General features: G+C 34.3%; 16 protein-coding genes. 7 read left to right on the top strand and 9 right to left on the bottom strand.

The genetic code is table 11. The features are described 5' to 3' along the window. The first annotated feature begins 1 nt into the window (after position 1). Together DKG80_RS02020 and DKG80_RS02015 are read left to right on the top strand one after the other, a co-directional pair. The gene (locus DKG80_RS02020; RefSeq protein ID WP_109829618.1) at positions 2-688 is read left to right on the top strand and encodes a glycosyltransferase family protein; all 687 of its coding nucleotides are present in this window, start codon (positions 2-4) and stop codon (positions 686-688) included. 7 nt (positions 689-695) lie between these two features. Next, a complete protein-coding gene (locus DKG80_RS02015; protein ID WP_109829617.1) occupies positions 696-2,306 on the top strand; it encodes a cyclic peptide export ABC transporter in 1,611 nt (536 codons plus the stop codon). Here DKG80_RS02015 and DKG80_RS02010 read toward each other — a convergent pair. Together DKG80_RS02010 and DKG80_RS02005 are read right to left on the bottom strand one after the other, a co-directional pair. After that, positions 2,299-3,276: a glycosyltransferase family 2 protein gene (locus DKG80_RS02010; RefSeq protein ID WP_109829616.1), complete on the bottom strand. Its 978-nt coding sequence runs from the start codon at positions 3,274-3,276 to the stop codon at positions 2,299-2,301. The two genes, DKG80_RS02015 and DKG80_RS02010, sit on opposite strands and share 8 nt — an antisense overlap. Continuing rightward, complete coding sequence (locus tag DKG80_RS02005) at positions 3,277-4,098, bottom strand: glycosyltransferase (protein WP_109829615.1); 822 nt, start codon at positions 4,096-4,098, stop codon at positions 3,277-3,279. Between the two features lie 158 nt (positions 4,099-4,256). Between DKG80_RS02005 and DKG80_RS02000 the strand changes: the two genes are divergently transcribed. Further along, the gene (locus DKG80_RS02000; protein ID WP_109829614.1) at positions 4,257-4,688 is read left to right on the top strand and encodes a hypothetical protein; all 432 of its coding nucleotides are present in this window, start codon (positions 4,257-4,259) and stop codon (positions 4,686-4,688) included. A gap of 104 nt (positions 4,689-4,792) precedes the next feature. Further along, positions 4,793-5,326 carry an NADPH-dependent FMN reductase gene (locus DKG80_RS01995; protein WP_109829613.1) on the top strand — a complete coding sequence of 178 codons (534 nt, stop codon included), beginning with the start codon at positions 4,793-4,795 and terminating at the stop codon, positions 5,324-5,326. Positions 5,327-5,388: 62 nt separating this feature from the next. Here DKG80_RS01995 and DKG80_RS01990 read toward each other — a convergent pair whose 3' ends face one another. The 7 genes from DKG80_RS01990 to DKG80_RS01960 form a co-directional block, all read right to left on the bottom strand. Next, entirely contained in the window at positions 5,389-6,204 is an 816-nt protein-coding gene (locus DKG80_RS01990) for an enoyl-ACP reductase FabI (protein ID WP_109829612.1), read from the bottom strand. 60 nt (positions 6,205-6,264) lie between these two features. Further along, the gene (gene recN / locus DKG80_RS01985) at positions 6,265-7,923 is read right to left on the bottom strand and encodes a DNA repair protein RecN (protein WP_109829611.1); all 1,659 of its coding nucleotides are present in this window, start codon (positions 7,921-7,923) and stop codon (positions 6,265-6,267) included. A 131-nt stretch (positions 7,924-8,054) separates the two neighbouring features. Beyond that, positions 8,055-8,948, bottom strand: coding sequence for a type IX secretion system protein PorD (gene porD, locus DKG80_RS01980; RefSeq protein WP_162555629.1), 894 nt, complete (start codon positions 8,946-8,948; stop codon positions 8,055-8,057). Continuing rightward, positions 8,938-10,137 carry a bifunctional phosphopantothenoylcysteine decarboxylase/phosphopantothenate--cysteine ligase CoaBC gene (gene coaBC / locus DKG80_RS01975; RefSeq protein ID WP_317048726.1) on the bottom strand — a complete coding sequence of 400 codons (1,200 nt, stop codon included), beginning with the start codon at positions 10,135-10,137 and terminating at the stop codon, positions 8,938-8,940. Before coaBC ends, porD begins: the two co-directional genes overlap by 11 nt. A gap of 12 nt (positions 10,138-10,149) precedes the next feature. Then, a complete protein-coding gene (locus DKG80_RS01970; RefSeq protein ID WP_109829608.1) occupies positions 10,150-10,473 on the bottom strand; it encodes a DNA-directed RNA polymerase subunit omega in 324 nt (107 codons plus the stop codon). A 10-nt stretch (positions 10,474-10,483) separates the two neighbouring features. After that, positions 10,484-11,287 carry an outer membrane protein assembly factor BamD gene (locus tag DKG80_RS01965; protein ID WP_109829607.1) on the bottom strand — a complete coding sequence of 268 codons (804 nt, stop codon included), beginning with the start codon at positions 11,285-11,287 and terminating at the stop codon, positions 10,484-10,486. Between the two features lie 86 nt (positions 11,288-11,373). After that, a complete protein-coding gene (locus tag DKG80_RS01960) occupies positions 11,374-13,038 on the bottom strand; it encodes an OstA-like protein (protein ID WP_109829606.1) in 1,665 nt (554 codons plus the stop codon). 187 nt (positions 13,039-13,225) lie between these two features. Here DKG80_RS01960 and tilS point away from each other — a divergent pair, with 187 nt between their 5' ends. The 3 genes from tilS to DKG80_RS01945 all read left to right on the top strand — a co-directional run bounded on the left by tilS (position 13,226) and on the right by DKG80_RS01945 (position 16,093). After that, on the top strand, positions 13,226-14,512 hold the full coding sequence (tilS, locus tag DKG80_RS01955; protein WP_162555628.1) for a tRNA lysidine(34) synthetase TilS: 1,287 nt from the start codon (positions 13,226-13,228) through the stop codon (positions 14,510-14,512). Continuing rightward, positions 14,505-15,029 carry a Crp/Fnr family transcriptional regulator gene (locus DKG80_RS01950; protein ID WP_109829604.1) on the top strand — a complete coding sequence of 175 codons (525 nt, stop codon included), beginning with the start codon at positions 14,505-14,507 and terminating at the stop codon, positions 15,027-15,029. The genes tilS and DKG80_RS01950 overlap by 8 nt, the downstream gene beginning before the upstream one ends. Before the next feature lie 137 nt (positions 15,030-15,166). Then, positions 15,167-16,093 carry a malate dehydrogenase gene (locus DKG80_RS01945; protein ID WP_109829603.1) on the top strand — a complete coding sequence of 309 codons (927 nt, stop codon included), beginning with the start codon at positions 15,167-15,169 and terminating at the stop codon, positions 16,091-16,093. Positions 16,094-16,104 lie beyond the last annotated feature (11 nt).

Genomic DNA, 16,104 nt, shown 5'->3' with positions numbered 1-16,104 from the left:
AATGATTGATATATTAATGCTCTCAACTGAGCATATTGACATTTATACACAATATTCTATTCCAATATGGAAAAAGTATTGTGACAAACATGGGTATAATTTTTGTCATTATGGAGAAAAATTGATTCCCGATATGGCGTTTACTTGGAGTAGAATCAAAATGATTCAAGACCATTTTAAAAAAACTGACGCTGAATTTGTAATGATGGTTGACGCAGACACTCTCTTATATGATAATCGATTTGGTTTAAAACTGGAAGATCTCATCTCTAAATATATGAATGGAAATAAGAAAATTTTATTTCAAAAAGATGGATCTGATAGATTTGGAATCTATTTTTCTCATAATTTCAAACTAAGCTGGGAACTGAGGAGGTGGGTTTTACCAAATGCTGGTTTTAATATTATGAAAAACTGTACAGAGGTACATGAGTTTATTGACATGTGGCTTGAACTAGGTCAAGGAAAATTAAGACATTTGGCGAACATTCATCCAAGAACTCAGAACATCCTTCTAAGAGGGTTAATGACAGAACAAAAATATGACAACCTAATTGGATATTTACCATCCAGTATCGTCAGCAAGAGAAATACTACTTTTTGTAGGCATTTGTCAGCAATGACAAAAGAGCAAATCGCCTCTGTTATTAAATTAGAATACAACAAAATTTTCGACCAAGTAAAATAATCTCTGTATGAGAAAATTATTCCCATTAGTTAAAAGTCGAATTGGATTATTTATGATAGGAGCAATCACTGGAATTCTTTCTGGTTTTTGCACATCAAGAGTTATTACTCTTATTAAAAGTGGATTAGACACCGTAGACAATATTGATTTAGATTTTATTTCTCAAATTTTAGGATTTAGTTTGATTGCTACGATTTTGGGGATTTCGTCTGGCTACTTCATGGCCAAAATAACATCAATAGTAATAAGGCAATTAACTCAAAATTTATCGAATAAGATTCTTAAAGCTAATTATGAATATATAGAATCAAATTCAGAAAGAATAGTACCTGTTCTTACAAGAGATATCACTCTTCTTTCTGAATTTATTAACCGCATTCCACAATTTCTAGTCAGTACAACTACTGTATTAGTTACTCTTTATATAATGTTCACATCAGATTGGCAATTAACGTCATTTTTTATGATTGCGTTCTTGCTTCAAGTGATAATGATTGCCTCAACGCTACCACTGGTAAGAAAACTGACGAGAAAAGCTACAAAATACAATAACAATCTATACAGTGATCTAGGAGGAATGGTTCTGGGCTTGAAAGAGCTATCTTTAAATGAAGGCCGAAGAAATGACTATATTTCAAAAGTAATTACAGAGAATTTACACAATTGGAACGAGTCGGAAGTAAAAAGAAAAGTACTTTTAGAAACTACCGATAGACTATCAGACCTATTGGTATTCATTTTTTCAGGAGCTTTAATGTTTTCAGGAATATATTTTATCCCAATTGATTTTCATCAGTTCAAAGTAATTTTACCAACAATTCTCTTTCTAATTCCGTTCACAACAAAAATTGCAAGTTTTTTTAGACTTAGAAGTGGTGCGATGGTATCATTAGAACAAATCACGCTTCTAGGAATAGAAGTAGATAAAGAACAAATTTCATCTCAAAATAGCCTACCGAAAGATTTAGATACTAATAAACCGATAATTGAGTTTAGTAACATAAAGTTTCAATATAGAACTCAACTTCATGAAAATGCATTAGAGTTTGGCCCCTTAAACCTTACGATCAACCAAAATGAAATAACATTTATCATTGGCGGAAATGGAAGCGGTAAAACCACATTCTCTAAAATATTGACTGGATTATATACCCCTAAAAGCGGGGATATTTATTACAATCAAACTCCAATTAACGAGGGTAATCTTCTAAGCTATCGCGATGTTTTTTCCGCTTATTATGCAGATTCACACATTTTCGAACATCTTTCCCATGTTAATTCCGAATTTCTAGAAAAAAATGGTTCTAGCTTTATTCAACTTTTAGAAATGGATTCTAAAGTCGAAATAGATAAAGAAAAATTCAATTCTACCAAATTGTCTTATGGACAAAAATCTAGACTTGCTTTAATCGCAAACATGCTTGATAATAAAGAGATTTATTTATTCGATGAATGGGCTGCAAATCAAGACCCTTACTTCAAAGGGATTTTTTATCAAAAAATCTTACCACTATTAAAGGAACTGGGAAAAACCATAATCGTTATATCTCACGACGAGAAATATTTTGATATAGCGGACAAAATAATAGAGTTAAAAGAAGGCATGATAGCTAACTAACTAACCCGAACAAGTATAATATATTCTTGATTAAAACCTGAAAATTTATTTTTCTGCTCTTATTCTCAGTGTATTTTAATGCTTCATACATTGTCTCAAAATTTTCAGAACCACTCAAATACTTAATATTCTTATTAAAAGAATTTAGAATAATCTGATTCTTATCTCTTGTGCTGATACGATCATCCTGCTTCAGCCTTTTCAAATAATGCAAAAGGCTTTTAACCACTCTTTTCTCAAAAAACAAACGATCTGATTCTAACCTATTTAAAGGAATTAGATGGTTTTGTATTATTTCAAATACTTGTGGCAAATCCGAGAAAAGATTCGAATAGTTATTAGTGATAGCTCCATGTCTATTAACTCTATAATTATAAAAAGGTTTTCGAACCAATTCCACATTCTTCACACCATACAGAAGCCTTGTAGTAGTAGCGATATCCTCTGAAACTAGTCGTTCAGGGTAAAAAACATTGTAATCAGTAAAAAGTGTTTTTTTATAGATTTTATTCCATGCTAACACGTTGATACAATTCATAATATCAGCCTGTCGTCTAAACTTTTTAACCCGTCTTAATTTAGTTTTTCCAGAATCCTGAAAGTGCTCCATGAAATAACATTGAACAATGTCAGCCCCTTTACTAATAGCTCTTTCATGCATAACCTTAAACATTTGAGATTCAATCCAATCATCACTATCTACAAAAGCTATATAGTCTGCTTTAGCTAACTCTATTCCAGTATTTCTAGCACCTCCAAGCCCTTTATTTACGTCGTGTTTATAGTACACCACTCGATCATCAGTCTTTATGTAATCTTCACATATTTCATGATCTTTAGGATCTGGAGAAGCATCATTAATTAAAATAACCTCAATATCCCTAAGGGTCTGTTCTAAAACACTATCGACACATTTTCTCAAGTATTTAGAAACATTATACACTGGAATAACAACAGAAAGTTTCAACATTTATTTATATTTATCGAACCAATAATGTATTAATGACCCTTTTTGAAAAGGTTTTTGCTTGTCAAAACCAGAATAATTCTTAAAACAATTATTCCATAGATGAACCGCATAAGTAGGAGATAAATCCAGTTTACCTAGAAGATTTCCATCATAAAAAATGCTAAACCATTCAGTATAATGAATAGGGAAAAACCTATTAAAATCTAAAGCTTTAGTTGCTAGATTGTATTTTTTCATTAATTCAGTTAGTGTAATAGGTTCTCCGACTCCTCCCCATTTTGTGTTTTCATAATAAATCTGTCTCCTATCGTATTCACAAATAAATTGCTTAAAAAGAGCAACTTTACTATCACTATTCTTCCAACTATTCGGAACTGTTTTAAAATTCAAATCTCTAAATAGCCAAGGTTTATCAAACCGTTTAATAATTTCGGCCAAAGCATAGTTATTTGGATTTAATTTCAGTACCGCACTACCTATTAATTCATCATCTTCCCAAGCATAAACTTCTGAATCCTCAGCAAAATCAAAATGTTTTAAACAAATAACATCTGTATCAACCCAATAGCCACCATATTGCTGAAGCATAACCATCCTAAACAAATCAGAAAAAGCTGCATAACTGCCTCTTGCTTTGAAAATTCTAGATTCAGCAATTACAGTTCTTGCATCCTTTAACATCACTCCTTTGGGCACACCAAAAACTTCACCATAATGATAAAGGTGAACTTCATGATGGTTTCTAAGAAATGACTTAAGACTTAATTGCTCTATAGGGCTAAGCTCCCCTTCTATCCACAAGCTTTGAATAATAGACGACATAGATTATTAATATGGCACGAATATAGTAACTCTACAACATATGATTAAAGGAATTACAAGCGCAAAAGAGTAGTTTAAATATTGTCAGGGTGACATAAAACTCATTACAAAAATATATGAATTATCATTGCAATAGATTTAAAGTCAAATTTCTTAAAATGAGAATAACATTTTTATTAGTACTAGTAATAATCTCATGTGTACCAAACCCTAAGCAAATAAAAGGTGACAAAAACACAGATGGTGAAACTCCTTTAAAAAGTGGGTATTCAATGATTTTTTTCAGAATAGATGATTACGTGAAAATTTATGCTGACAACACTGAAATTTTTGATAGTAGGAGAACTTGGGTTAGTGGAAAAGAGATGCTTATTGATTTAAATGAGCTGGGTGTTAGTGAAAAAACACAACTTAAAGTTGAGTGCCACAATACTGAATGCAATGATTGCAGAAACAATAACTGGGAATTAGTCTATGAACTATACAAAAACGGAGAGGGAGTTGAATATGTAAGTGAATATTCTAACAATCAACACACGGATGAAGGTTTAGCCCATACTGTAGTTCATGACCTCTCTTTTTATGATTAAATTCTAATTTCAAGTTTGCTTATTAAATATTGTCCAGTAATTCTTTATTATGCTTTAAAAAAGTATAATCAGCAGCATAAAAATAGATCCCAACAAACATCATCATGAAAAAAGTATTAGCATTCGGAGCTAGTAATAGCAAAAAATCTATCAATCAAAGACTGGCTGTATGGGCTGCTAATCAATTGAACGAAGTCGAAGTAATCACTCTTGACCTCAATGATTTTGAAATGCCAATTTTCAGTATAGATAAAGAATTAGAACAGGGAATCCCTAAACTGGTTCATGACTTTAAAGCTATTATTAGAGAAGTAGATGGTCTTGTAATCTCATTTGCAGAACATAATGGTAGCTTTTCAGCAGCTTATAAAAACGTAACAGATTGGGCTTCTAGAGTTGAAAAAAGTATGTGGTTAGACAAGCCCGTATTTTTAATGGCAACTTCACCAGGCCCACGAGGAGGAATGAGTGTGCTAGAACATGCCAAAAGTATTTTCCCTTTCAGGGGGGCGACCGTTACAAGCAGTTATTCTCTTCCCTCATTTGAAAAGAATTTCAATAACGAAATCACCAACCCTGAAGAAAAAGAAAAATTCAAAACTGCATTTGAAAACTTCAAAAAGGAGTTGAAAAATTAAATTGGTTAAAACAAAAAAGGAAACCAAAAGGCTTCCTTTTAAAATACCTTATAGTATTTAGACTATTTCCTCATTTGATCTATAATATCTTCTGTTATACCAGATGTAGAAAATCCTCCATCATGCATCAAGTTTTGCATAGTTACCATTTTTGTCAAATCTGAGAACATAGATATACAGTAGTCGGCACAAGATTCAGCTGACGCATTACCTAAAGGAGATATCTTATCTGCGTAAGACATAAAGACATCAAACCCACCTACACCACTTCCAGCGGTAGTCATCGTAGGAGACTGAGATATAGTATTTACTCTTACTTTTTTCAATCTTGCAAATCTCTCACCATAGCTTCTAGCTATAGACTCTAGCATAGCTTTAGCTTGAGCCATATCTGAATAGTCTGGAAAAGTTCTCTGCGCAGCAATGTACGAAAGTGCTAAAATTGACCCCCACTCATTCATAGCATCTTGCTTCTCAGCTACAGCCATTACTTTATGAAATGAAATTGCTGAAATATCCATAGTCTTCAACATCCAATCGTAATTCAAATCACCATATTCTTTCTTCTTTCTCACGTTTGGACTCATACCGATAGAATGTAGAACGAAGTCTAACTTACCTCCCAATACTTCTTGAGATTTAGTAAATAGATTATCAAGATCTTCGACGGATGTAGCGTCAGCACCAATTACTTCAGCACTATTACATTGCTCAGCTAGTTTATTGATCTCACCCATTCTCAAGGCAATGGGTGCATTAGTCAAAGTAAAAGCAGCACCCTGCTCATGTGCCTTCTGAGCCACTTTCCAAGCGATAGAATCTTCATTCAACGCACCGAATATGATACCTCTTTTTCCTTGTAATAAGTTATTAGCCATTTTATTCTATATTCTAATTAATACTCTTCTTATAGATAATTCGGTGCAAATATATGTGTTCTAGGCATTCATGCCAATTAGCTCTCTAGCACTATTTTTAGCAATTTCACTAGGGTTTTCTCCACCTATCATTTTTGCAATTTCTTCTAGTCTATCAGACTCATCTAATAACTTAATCAGACTCTCCGTTTTATCAGAACTATTGTCCTTATAGACATAGTAATGTTGATCGCCTTTTGCAGCTACCTGCGGCAAATGGCTAATGGAAATAATTTGATGACGAAAAGACATCTTCTTCATTAGATCCCCCATTTTGAGTGCTATCTCACCACTAACTCCAGTATCAATCTCATCAAAAATTACTGTAGGCATTGCAGTTTTCTGTGCCAACATAAACTTGATACAAAACATTAATCTAGAAAATTCTCCTCCCGAAGCTACCTTAGCCACTGGTTCTGGACTGACCCCTTTATTAGCCGAGAATAGCACTTCTACTTCATCAATTCCTAGCTTCCATGGCTCTACTCTTTTATAAGCTATTTCAAATTGCCCTTCAGGCATTCCTACCTCTCCTAGAAGTTCATTCACTCCTGAAGATAAAGCATCAATAATTGAACGTCTCTTCTCCGAAAGAATCTCGGCTTTTGATAATAAATCCTTGGAGGCTTCATCAACCTGTCTATTTATTGATTCAATTGATTCAGTTAAAGTTTCAGTTAACGAAGTGTGTTCTTCTAATTGAATCTTAATGTCTACTAACTGTTCCACACTTGAAATATTATGCTTTTGCAATAATCGATTAAGCATATCCAGCCTTTCTGAGACAGTTGCTATTCTTTCAGGATCATACTCAATAGTATCTTTCACACTGCCTATACCACTTATAATGTCGAATATTTCGGTAGTAGCAGAATTAAGCCTACCTGTAAAACTTTCAATTTCTGAAGAAAAACCGCTGATCGACTTAAGTGTATTTACCACCTCTTTTAATCTATCATTTACAGACAACTCAGACTCTTCAAACTCACCATAAATCTGAGAAAGCTTGAGTTTTATATCCTCAGCATTCTCCAACATCTTTAATTCGCCTTCTAATTGTTCAAATTCTCCTTCTTTAAGGTCAGCCTTAACCAATTCATCTAATAAAAACCTCTTATATTCTGAATCTGCATCGGCCTTAGTTTGCTGTTCTAGCAGGTCAAGAAGCTTCTTCTTTAACTTTGCATGTAAATCAAATGCCGTCTGATATACTTCTAACTCGTATTGAGTTTGTGCGAATCCATCAACTATTCCCATCTTCACTTTCTTATCACTAAGAGATGTGCTTTGATTTTGAGAATGAATATCAACTAACTTTTGACCTATCTCTTTAATTACATCAAGAGTAACCGGTTGGTCATTAATAAAAGCTCTTGACTTTCCTTTTGGGCTAATTTCACGCCTTAAAATTGAATGATCATCATAATCAACGTCCCATTCCTCAAATGAATCCTGCAATTTCAATGAAGAGACATCAAACTCTCCTTCTATCACACATTTCAGTTCCTCATTAAGCAGTGCCTTGGTATCTGCCCTATTTCCAAGTAACAATCCAATGGCTCCTAACATTATTGACTTACCAGCACCAGTCTCACCAGTAACAATATTTAACGCCTTATCAGGCTCTATATCAAGTTGGCGAATAAGAGCGTAGTTACTAATTGAAAGTTTAGAAATCATATTTTAAGTACTGGAAATGCAATGAGACCAAAATTAATTAACTAGCATAATTATTTGTAATTCGAAAGCCTCTTTTAGCAATTCTTGACTAGCTAGATCAAATCCTATTTAAAAAGAATAAATCTCTTTTTTTAGTTTGACATAATCTTCTGAAAATCTTTAGCTCTAGCTGGGTCGATTTGTTTGAGTATATCAAACGCCTCTCGACGAATACCCATATCTCCTTTGGAAAATACATTTACCAATTCATCTTTCTTAGCATCAATAAACCCGATTACTAAAATAGATCTAGGTTTTGCACGATTGACAGTTTGAATTTTTCTTAGAGCTTCAAGCACATTAACTCTCGCTTTTTCTTCATCCTGTTGCATTAGGTCAATCCCTTTTCTATGATATTCGTATATAGCGACCCTAAAATCAGTCATTACTTGATTTTGAATATCATTGACCCACCAATACCTATTTCTTATGTTACTAAACTGATCCCAACCAGAGAAACCTTGACCTTGAGCAGCGGTAACTATTGACCAAGCACGATCATAATACTGATCGCCCCCATTCAGTGCAAAAGAATCATAATCATATGCAAGAATCATATTAGCATAGTAGCCTAGAAGAGAAGTTAAATTATCAGAAAATCCACTTTCGTTAAAAATTAATGGCTGACCTTCTATATACCTAAATTCAAATTCACGATCAGCAAAATTAATAAGTGTAGTCTCATACGTTGTATTATATACTGGACGGATCGAAATCACTTGAGCTGAAGCAACATACCTACCTATTTCTGGACTAGACTCTAACGTTAATTGAAAAACACACTTAATTTTTTCTTGATTTTCGTATCGATCATCAGTCCATGTCCTATCGTTAATGAAGTCTTCCAACGCCTTCTCCATCTCATCAAACACTAATCGTTCTGTGGTTTGGATTTGTTGAGAGTTAATCTTGACTTTGCAAATCAACTCCTGAGCTGAAACAGAAGACGCAATTAAAAGTAAAAGTAAAAACAGATTAATCTTCATATAATTCGAAAACCGCATCAACAATATCTTTCGCAACATCTTCCTTTGACTTAAGAGAATAGCGACGAGATTCTTGATTGGCGTTGAAGATAGTAATTTTATTGGTGTTGTGCGAAAATCCAGCACCAATATCATTGAGAGAATTTAGAACAACAAGGTCAAAGTTTTTCTTCTTAAGCTTACCCAAAGCATGCAATTCTTCATTTTCTGTCTCAAGAGCGAAACCTACATTGATTTGCTTTAAAGTTTTCAACTTGCCCATTTCATAGGCTATATCTTTATTCTTTACCAATTCGATTATCATTGCATCTTCAGCCTTCTTAATTTTCTCAGAAGATATTTTAGCCGGACGATAATCGGCAACCGCTGCAGCAAATATAGCTACGTCTACCTGTTGGTAATTGGATTTTGTAGCTTCATACATTTCATCTGCTGTATTAACTGACAATTGATGAATGTCAACTTCATCTAGCTGCTCAACACCAGGTCCAGACACAAGGACCACTTCAGCACCCTCTGAAATAAATTTTTTCGCTATACTCACCCCCATTTTACCAGAGGAATGATTGCCAATGAATCTCACTGGGTCAATTTTTTCAAAAGTAGGGCCTGCAGTTACGAGTACCTTCTTTCCGTTAAACCTCTGTTTACTATTAAAATGATTCTGAATGGCATTGTAAATTTCCTCTGGTTCAGCCATACGTCCCTCCCCTTCAAGGCCACTAGCTAACTCTCCTATTCCAGGCCGGATGATAATATTACCATAAGAAATAAGAGTAGCCTGATTAGCTTTAACAGATGGATGTTGATACATGTCCAAATCCATTGTTGGAGCAAACATCACTGGGCATTTGGCAGATAAATAAACTGACATCAACAAGTTATCGCAAATTCCATTCGCCATCTTAGCCATTGAATTAGCTGTAGCTGGAGCAATAACCATAAGATCTGCCCACAGCCCTAATTCTACATGGTTTTGCCATTCACCTTGATCATTCTTAATAAAATCAGAGGCGACAGGATTTTTAGATAAAGTAGATAGAGTAAGTGGAGTAATAAATGATTTTGATGAAGTTGTCATAACAACTTTCACCTCATAACCATCTTTGACAAGCAGTCTCACCAAAGAAGCAGTTTTGTATGCGGCTATACCGCCGCATACTCCTAATAAAATTTTCTTTCCCTCCATGAGGGTCATCATTTAAACGTTGATACCGCCTTCTTCTTCCTCAGGTCTTCTGAACATAACTTTTCCTTCCAAGAACTCAGCCGCAGCTACTTTAGTAGGCTTCGGCATTCTTTCATAGAATTTTGAAATTTCAATTTGTTCTCTGTTTTCGAAAATTTCTTCTAAGTTGTCTACGGTAGAAGCAAATTCTGCCAATTTCCCATTCAACTCTTCCTTTATGTTAGAAGAAATTTGTCTTGACCTTTTTGCCATGACATTGATAGACTCATAGATATTACCTGTAGGCTCAGAGAGTTTATTAATGTCTCTAGTTTCGATTGACGCTTTTACTGCCATATTATTTAAGTTATAACTTTTCTATTTGTTCCAACGACTTAGCGTATCTTTCTTCGGCTTCTTTTAATAGTTCGCTTTCCGGATAGCGATCTACAAAAGCCTCATACAACTCAATCGTTTTTTGATATCTTTCTTTTTGTTTGGTTCGAATACTCTGTTCAGCATACTGATACTCCGCATCCATAGCCATAAACTTCACTTCTTCTATTAGCTTAGAATCTGGGAATTCATCTTCAAATGTCTCAAAAGCTACTCTAGCTGGCTTCCACTTTCGAAGTTTATAATAAAGTTTGGCGTTCTCAAACCCCTTTTTCTCCAATTTCCTTTGCAGCTCATCAATCATTGCTGAAGTCTTCGGAGCATATTCTGAATTTGGATTTCTATTCAAAAAGTTTTGAAAAGCCTCCATCGCTTCAACGGTCGCCCTCTGGTCCAAATTATAATCTGGAGACTGCATATATAGCGAATGTGCAGATAAGTAAGCAGCCTCTAGGGCATACTCACTTCTTGAATAAACTCTAGTAAATTCTTTAAAATATTCAGCACTCAGGATGAATTGCTGCTGATGATAGTAAGAGTAAGCTCTTAGGAAACTTGCTCTTTCCCCATCTGTAGTACCTTTGATAATTGGAAGAATTTGATCCAAAAGCACACTAGCCTTATAATAATCTTCTTCATCATAATACTTAATGGCAGCCTTATACTTTTTTTCCCAATCGGTACTTTTTTGAAGTTTTCTAAATTCACTACATGAAGTAACCAAACTAATGGCCAAAAGGGTCAAAAAGAAGCCTAAAAACCTACTTTTTCGCATAAGGTTGCAAATATACTTGGGTTTGATAGAAATACAATAATTAAAATAGAGTCAAAGAATAAACCAGATCAACTAATGTATGAATGCTATTTACTAATGAGCGGTTGCACTGTTTGCTGAAGTTCATCAACAGTTTTTTCAGGTAAATCTAAATTATCAATAGCCTTCTTTATTTTGGACATATCTAAATCACTTGGAAGTTTAATTTTTTCCTTAGTTTCTACTTTTTCAACTTCCTTATAATATGTAGCTACATCTGATTTTTCAGGTCTCTCCTCTATTCTCCAATTAAAACCCTCAAGAAAAACTATGGCCTGTTTTAATTCATGAGGAGGAATAAACTTCGCTTCTGGATTAGTGTAAAATGAAATATTATTGAGATCATTATTCTCAAAGCGCATCCTCATTTTACTACAGAAGATTTTATTCATCCCTACAAAAAGGCTATCTCCCTCTAGTACAAAATAGTGGCTTTCCCCATTCCCATCTACATCCATTATCTCCAAATCACCTAAATCATCAAAATACCCATGCATTTTTCGGCCTTTAATTTGATTATGCTGACCCATGGTATCTAGAGAAGTCATAAATGAATTTCTTTTCAATCTCATTTCATGTAATAACCCATTAGAGAAAGTTACATTAATAGAGTCTGCTTCCATTTGATTGTCTTCATTCCAGAGAAGTGGATCGATATACATGTGCATCGTAGAATCTGCTGAAAAGTATGCCACAGAATCACATATCCCCTGTAAGTCTTCTTTGAACATTTTCACTCCATGATATGCTAATACTCTTTCCTTATCTTTATCTGCATGTTCAATAGCAACAAGAGTATCAGCAGACATAAACAAAGTATCTTCGGCCATGACTTTTTTCATCAATGGATTACCATACACCTTACTAATACCAAGCTGCTTATCATAAATACTTTGATCACCAAAAATGATAATATTATCCTTCTTTGAAGTCATTACCACATTCCCAGTTGCTTTGTAAAAGCGTTTTTGATCATCAATAAAAATATCATCACCTACTAAAATATAATTCCTAGTCTCTATAGTACCTTTATTAAAAGTAGTTTGTTCAATTCTAGTCTTGAACACCCCTCCATCAGAGTCAACAGTAGTACCATCTCTATTATCTATAAAGGTAGGCCCTCGTGTATAAGCTACCTCTGTCAAAGTGTTATATTCCATTTGATCAGCCCTAAGATTATACTCAGGTGCTACCAACAACACATCATCATAGAAGTAAGCATAGTTTGATCTAGATAAAAATTTACCTGAATTACTGGTCAAAGTATTATTATCATCCACCAGTTTACCATTATTGTAAAATTTTGCCACCTCTAAAATCAGATTATAATCCAAAAAATCTGTATAAAGCGTCAAGCTATGACCTCTTTTGTAAACTACGTTATCTCGTAATTTAGCCATGCCTCTATTACCCTCATAGATTAAAGATTTTGATCTAATTGTTACAGAATCACCATCTTTAATTCGGACACGTCCGAATGCTTCCATTCTATTATCTTCTTTAAAGAAGTATGCAGAATCACAATAGACAATAGTTTCATTCTGTTTGAAGACAACCTTATCCAATAATTTCTTAAAGCGAACACCATCTTCACGACGTGCATTGGTGAGTTTCTCAGCTTTATATTTGATTTTACCTCCATTCTTTTGAGCCTGTAAATGTGCTGACAGGCACAACAAAAGAAATAAACAGAAAAGTGCTTTTTTACCCATTTGAAAAATTGAGAGGACAAATCTAATAGGTCTCTTTATTGAAAAAAACGAATGTCCTATTAATTGGATTTATACTAATCGACAACCAACAACTTCCCTGCCGTTTTTTAGCGATATTTGATACTTTATTTTTTACTCTATGTCGAATCTTCGAAATCTTACTCATCAGTTCATTAAAAAAAATAGCTTGTTCCAAAAACAAGACAAACTTCTTTTAGCAGTAAGCGGAGGTTTAGATTCAGTAGTTTTATCTAAGATCCTTCGTCAACTTGACTTTCAAATTCATCTTGCTCACTGCAATTTTGGACTTCGAGGAAAAGATTCTAATGAAGATGAGGCTTTGGTTAAAGAAATTTCAATTAAGCTGAATACCCCTTTCTCCTCTAAACGGTTTAAAACTGAACAATATGCCTCCAACAATAAGGTTTCTATACAAATGGCGGCGAGAGAACTACGCTACAAATGGTTTGACGAAATCATAGAACAATTTAACCTAGATTATTTAATCACCGCCCACCATGCAGGTGACCAGACAGAAACTACTCTTTTTAATTGGACCAAAGGTACCAGCATTAAAGGCATGAGAGGTATACTGCCTAAAGCGGGAAAAATTGTTAGACCTTTAATTTTCGCAACTAAATCTCAAATATTAGAATACGCAAAAGAGAATAATATAGAATGGCGAGAAGATCAATCAAATAAATCTAATAAGTACCATAGAAATAAACTTAGAAATGAGATCATTCCCAGATTAAAAGAAATAAATCCAAATATTCATCAAACTATAGGTATCAATGTAGAGAGATTTAGATCAATGGATGAATTGATAGAATCAGAGATTAAACTGATCAAAAAAACGCATCTATACAAGTACGAAAAAAGCATAGAGCTCAGACTCCATTGGCTAAGAGGTAAAAAAGGCGGGCTAATTCTTTTAGAAAGAATTATCGGTGAATATGGGTTTAATTTTGAACAATCTAAATCTATCATTTCAGCTTTCGAAAGCACATCAGGACAAACCTATAATTCTACTGAATATATCCTGACCTTGGATCGCGAAAGTCTTTATATTGAAAAACATTCTTCAGACTATGAGGAAAAATTAATCCAACCTGAAACTACAAAAACCGAAGTACTGGGACAGCTATTTGAAATTGAAGCTGTAAACAAAAGAATGAAAATCAATCCGGATCCTAACTATGCTATCTTGGATGCAGACCTTTTGAATTTCCCGATTAAGGCTCGACAAAAATGCGACGGAGATAAGTTCATTCCACTAGGCATGAAGAATCAAAAAAAGGTAAGTGATTTTATGATTGATGAGAAAATTCCCGTAAACTTGAAAAAACGGACTGTGATTTTTGAATCTAAAGATGAAATCATCTGGATAGCGGGACATCGCATCAGTGATAAGTTCAAGATCACATCTAAAACCCAGCGATGCCTTATCATCAAACGGCTTCAGAATGATTAAAATCTTCAAGAGAGACTACGCAGACGACGAAATAAAAATGTTTGAATTCCTAAGAAAAGTTCGTCTTTTCTGGAATCTAACAAATAAGGAACTTGAGTTATTTATTCCAATCATGTATCTGAGAAGCTATGGAGTAAACGAAGCTATATTCTTCAGTGGAGACCCAAGCCAAGCACTTTACATTGTAAAAAAAGGGAGTGTATCATTAACTATCGATATTGATGATAAATTTGAGGATTTGATGAAACTTCGTCAAACACATGCTTTTGGTGATAACTCATTAATTGAAAACACAAAGCGTATCTATAATGCCGTTTGTACTACGGATAAGACGGAAGTTTATGTTTTACCTCATATCAATATGATGGAAATCTTTAATAATCACCCTGAGGTAAAAGCAAAAGTCATGACAAACATGGCTGAAACGTATAATACCTATACCAAAAACCTTTTTAAAGTCTACAAATCTAGTTTTGGCTTTTTTGAATTGACAAAAGTATATAAAGATCAGGTTTAATCTTTGTCACCAATCTATAACACCTCTCTATCTGTAGAAAAATCAGTCATTTAGACACACAAAAAGTGCTGATTTTTCCTAGTTTTGCTGCCAAATCGCAGCAATAGGTTTTATTTAATCATAAAAAATTCAATATCATGAAAGTAACCGTAGTAGGTGCTGGAAACGTAGGAGCCAGCGTAGCGGAATACATCGCTATGAGAGAGATAGCTGATGAAGTAGTAATCCTTGACATTAAAGAAGGATTCGCTGAAGGTAAGGCAATGGATCTTAATCAGTGTGCAACTTTGAATGGCTTCAACAGCAAAGTAATCGGTACGACTGGTGATTATTCTAAAACTGCTGATTCGTCTGTAGTAGTGATCACTTCTGGTATTCCTAGAAAACCAGGCATGACAAGAGAAGAGTTAATCGGAACAAATGCAGGTATTGTAAAATCCGTAACTGAAAACTTAATCAAATATTCTCCTGAAGCAACTTTAGTGGTAATCTCTAACCCAATGGACACAATGACTTATCTATCTGCTAAGTCAAGTGGCCTACCAAAGAATAAAGTTATTGGTATGGGCGGAGCATTAGATAGTGCTAGGTTCAAATACAGGTTATCTGAAGCTCTTGAATGCAATCCTAACGATGTAAAGGGAATGGTAATCGGTGGACACGGTGATACTACAATGATTCCTTTGACAAGGTTGGCTTCTTATAATTCTACTCCTGCTTCTGAATATATCTCAGCTGAAAGAATGGAAAAAGTATCTGCTGACACTATGGTAGGGGGAGCCACTTTGACTGGTCTTCTTGGCACTTCTGCTTGGTATGCTCCAGGAGCTGCTGGTGCTGAAGTTGTTGAGGCAATCGTTAGAGACAAAAAAGTAATGATACCATGTTCTGTTTTGCTTGAAGGGGAGTACGGTCAAGAAGACATTTGTATTGGAGTTCCTGTTATTCTTGGAAAGAATGGTATTGAAAAAATCATTGAGCTTGACTTGAATGATGAGGAAAAAGCTAAGTTCGAAGCAAGTGCTGCTGCAGTAAGAAAAATGAACGAAGCATTAGAACTTTAATCCTTCGTTTT

It is taken from the genome of Reichenbachiella versicolor (assembly GCF_003171675.1).
GTDB classification, from domain to species: Bacteria; Bacteroidota; Bacteroidia; order Cytophagales; family Cyclobacteriaceae; genus Reichenbachiella; species Reichenbachiella versicolor.
This window is presented reverse-complemented; position numbering and strand designations above follow the sequence as displayed.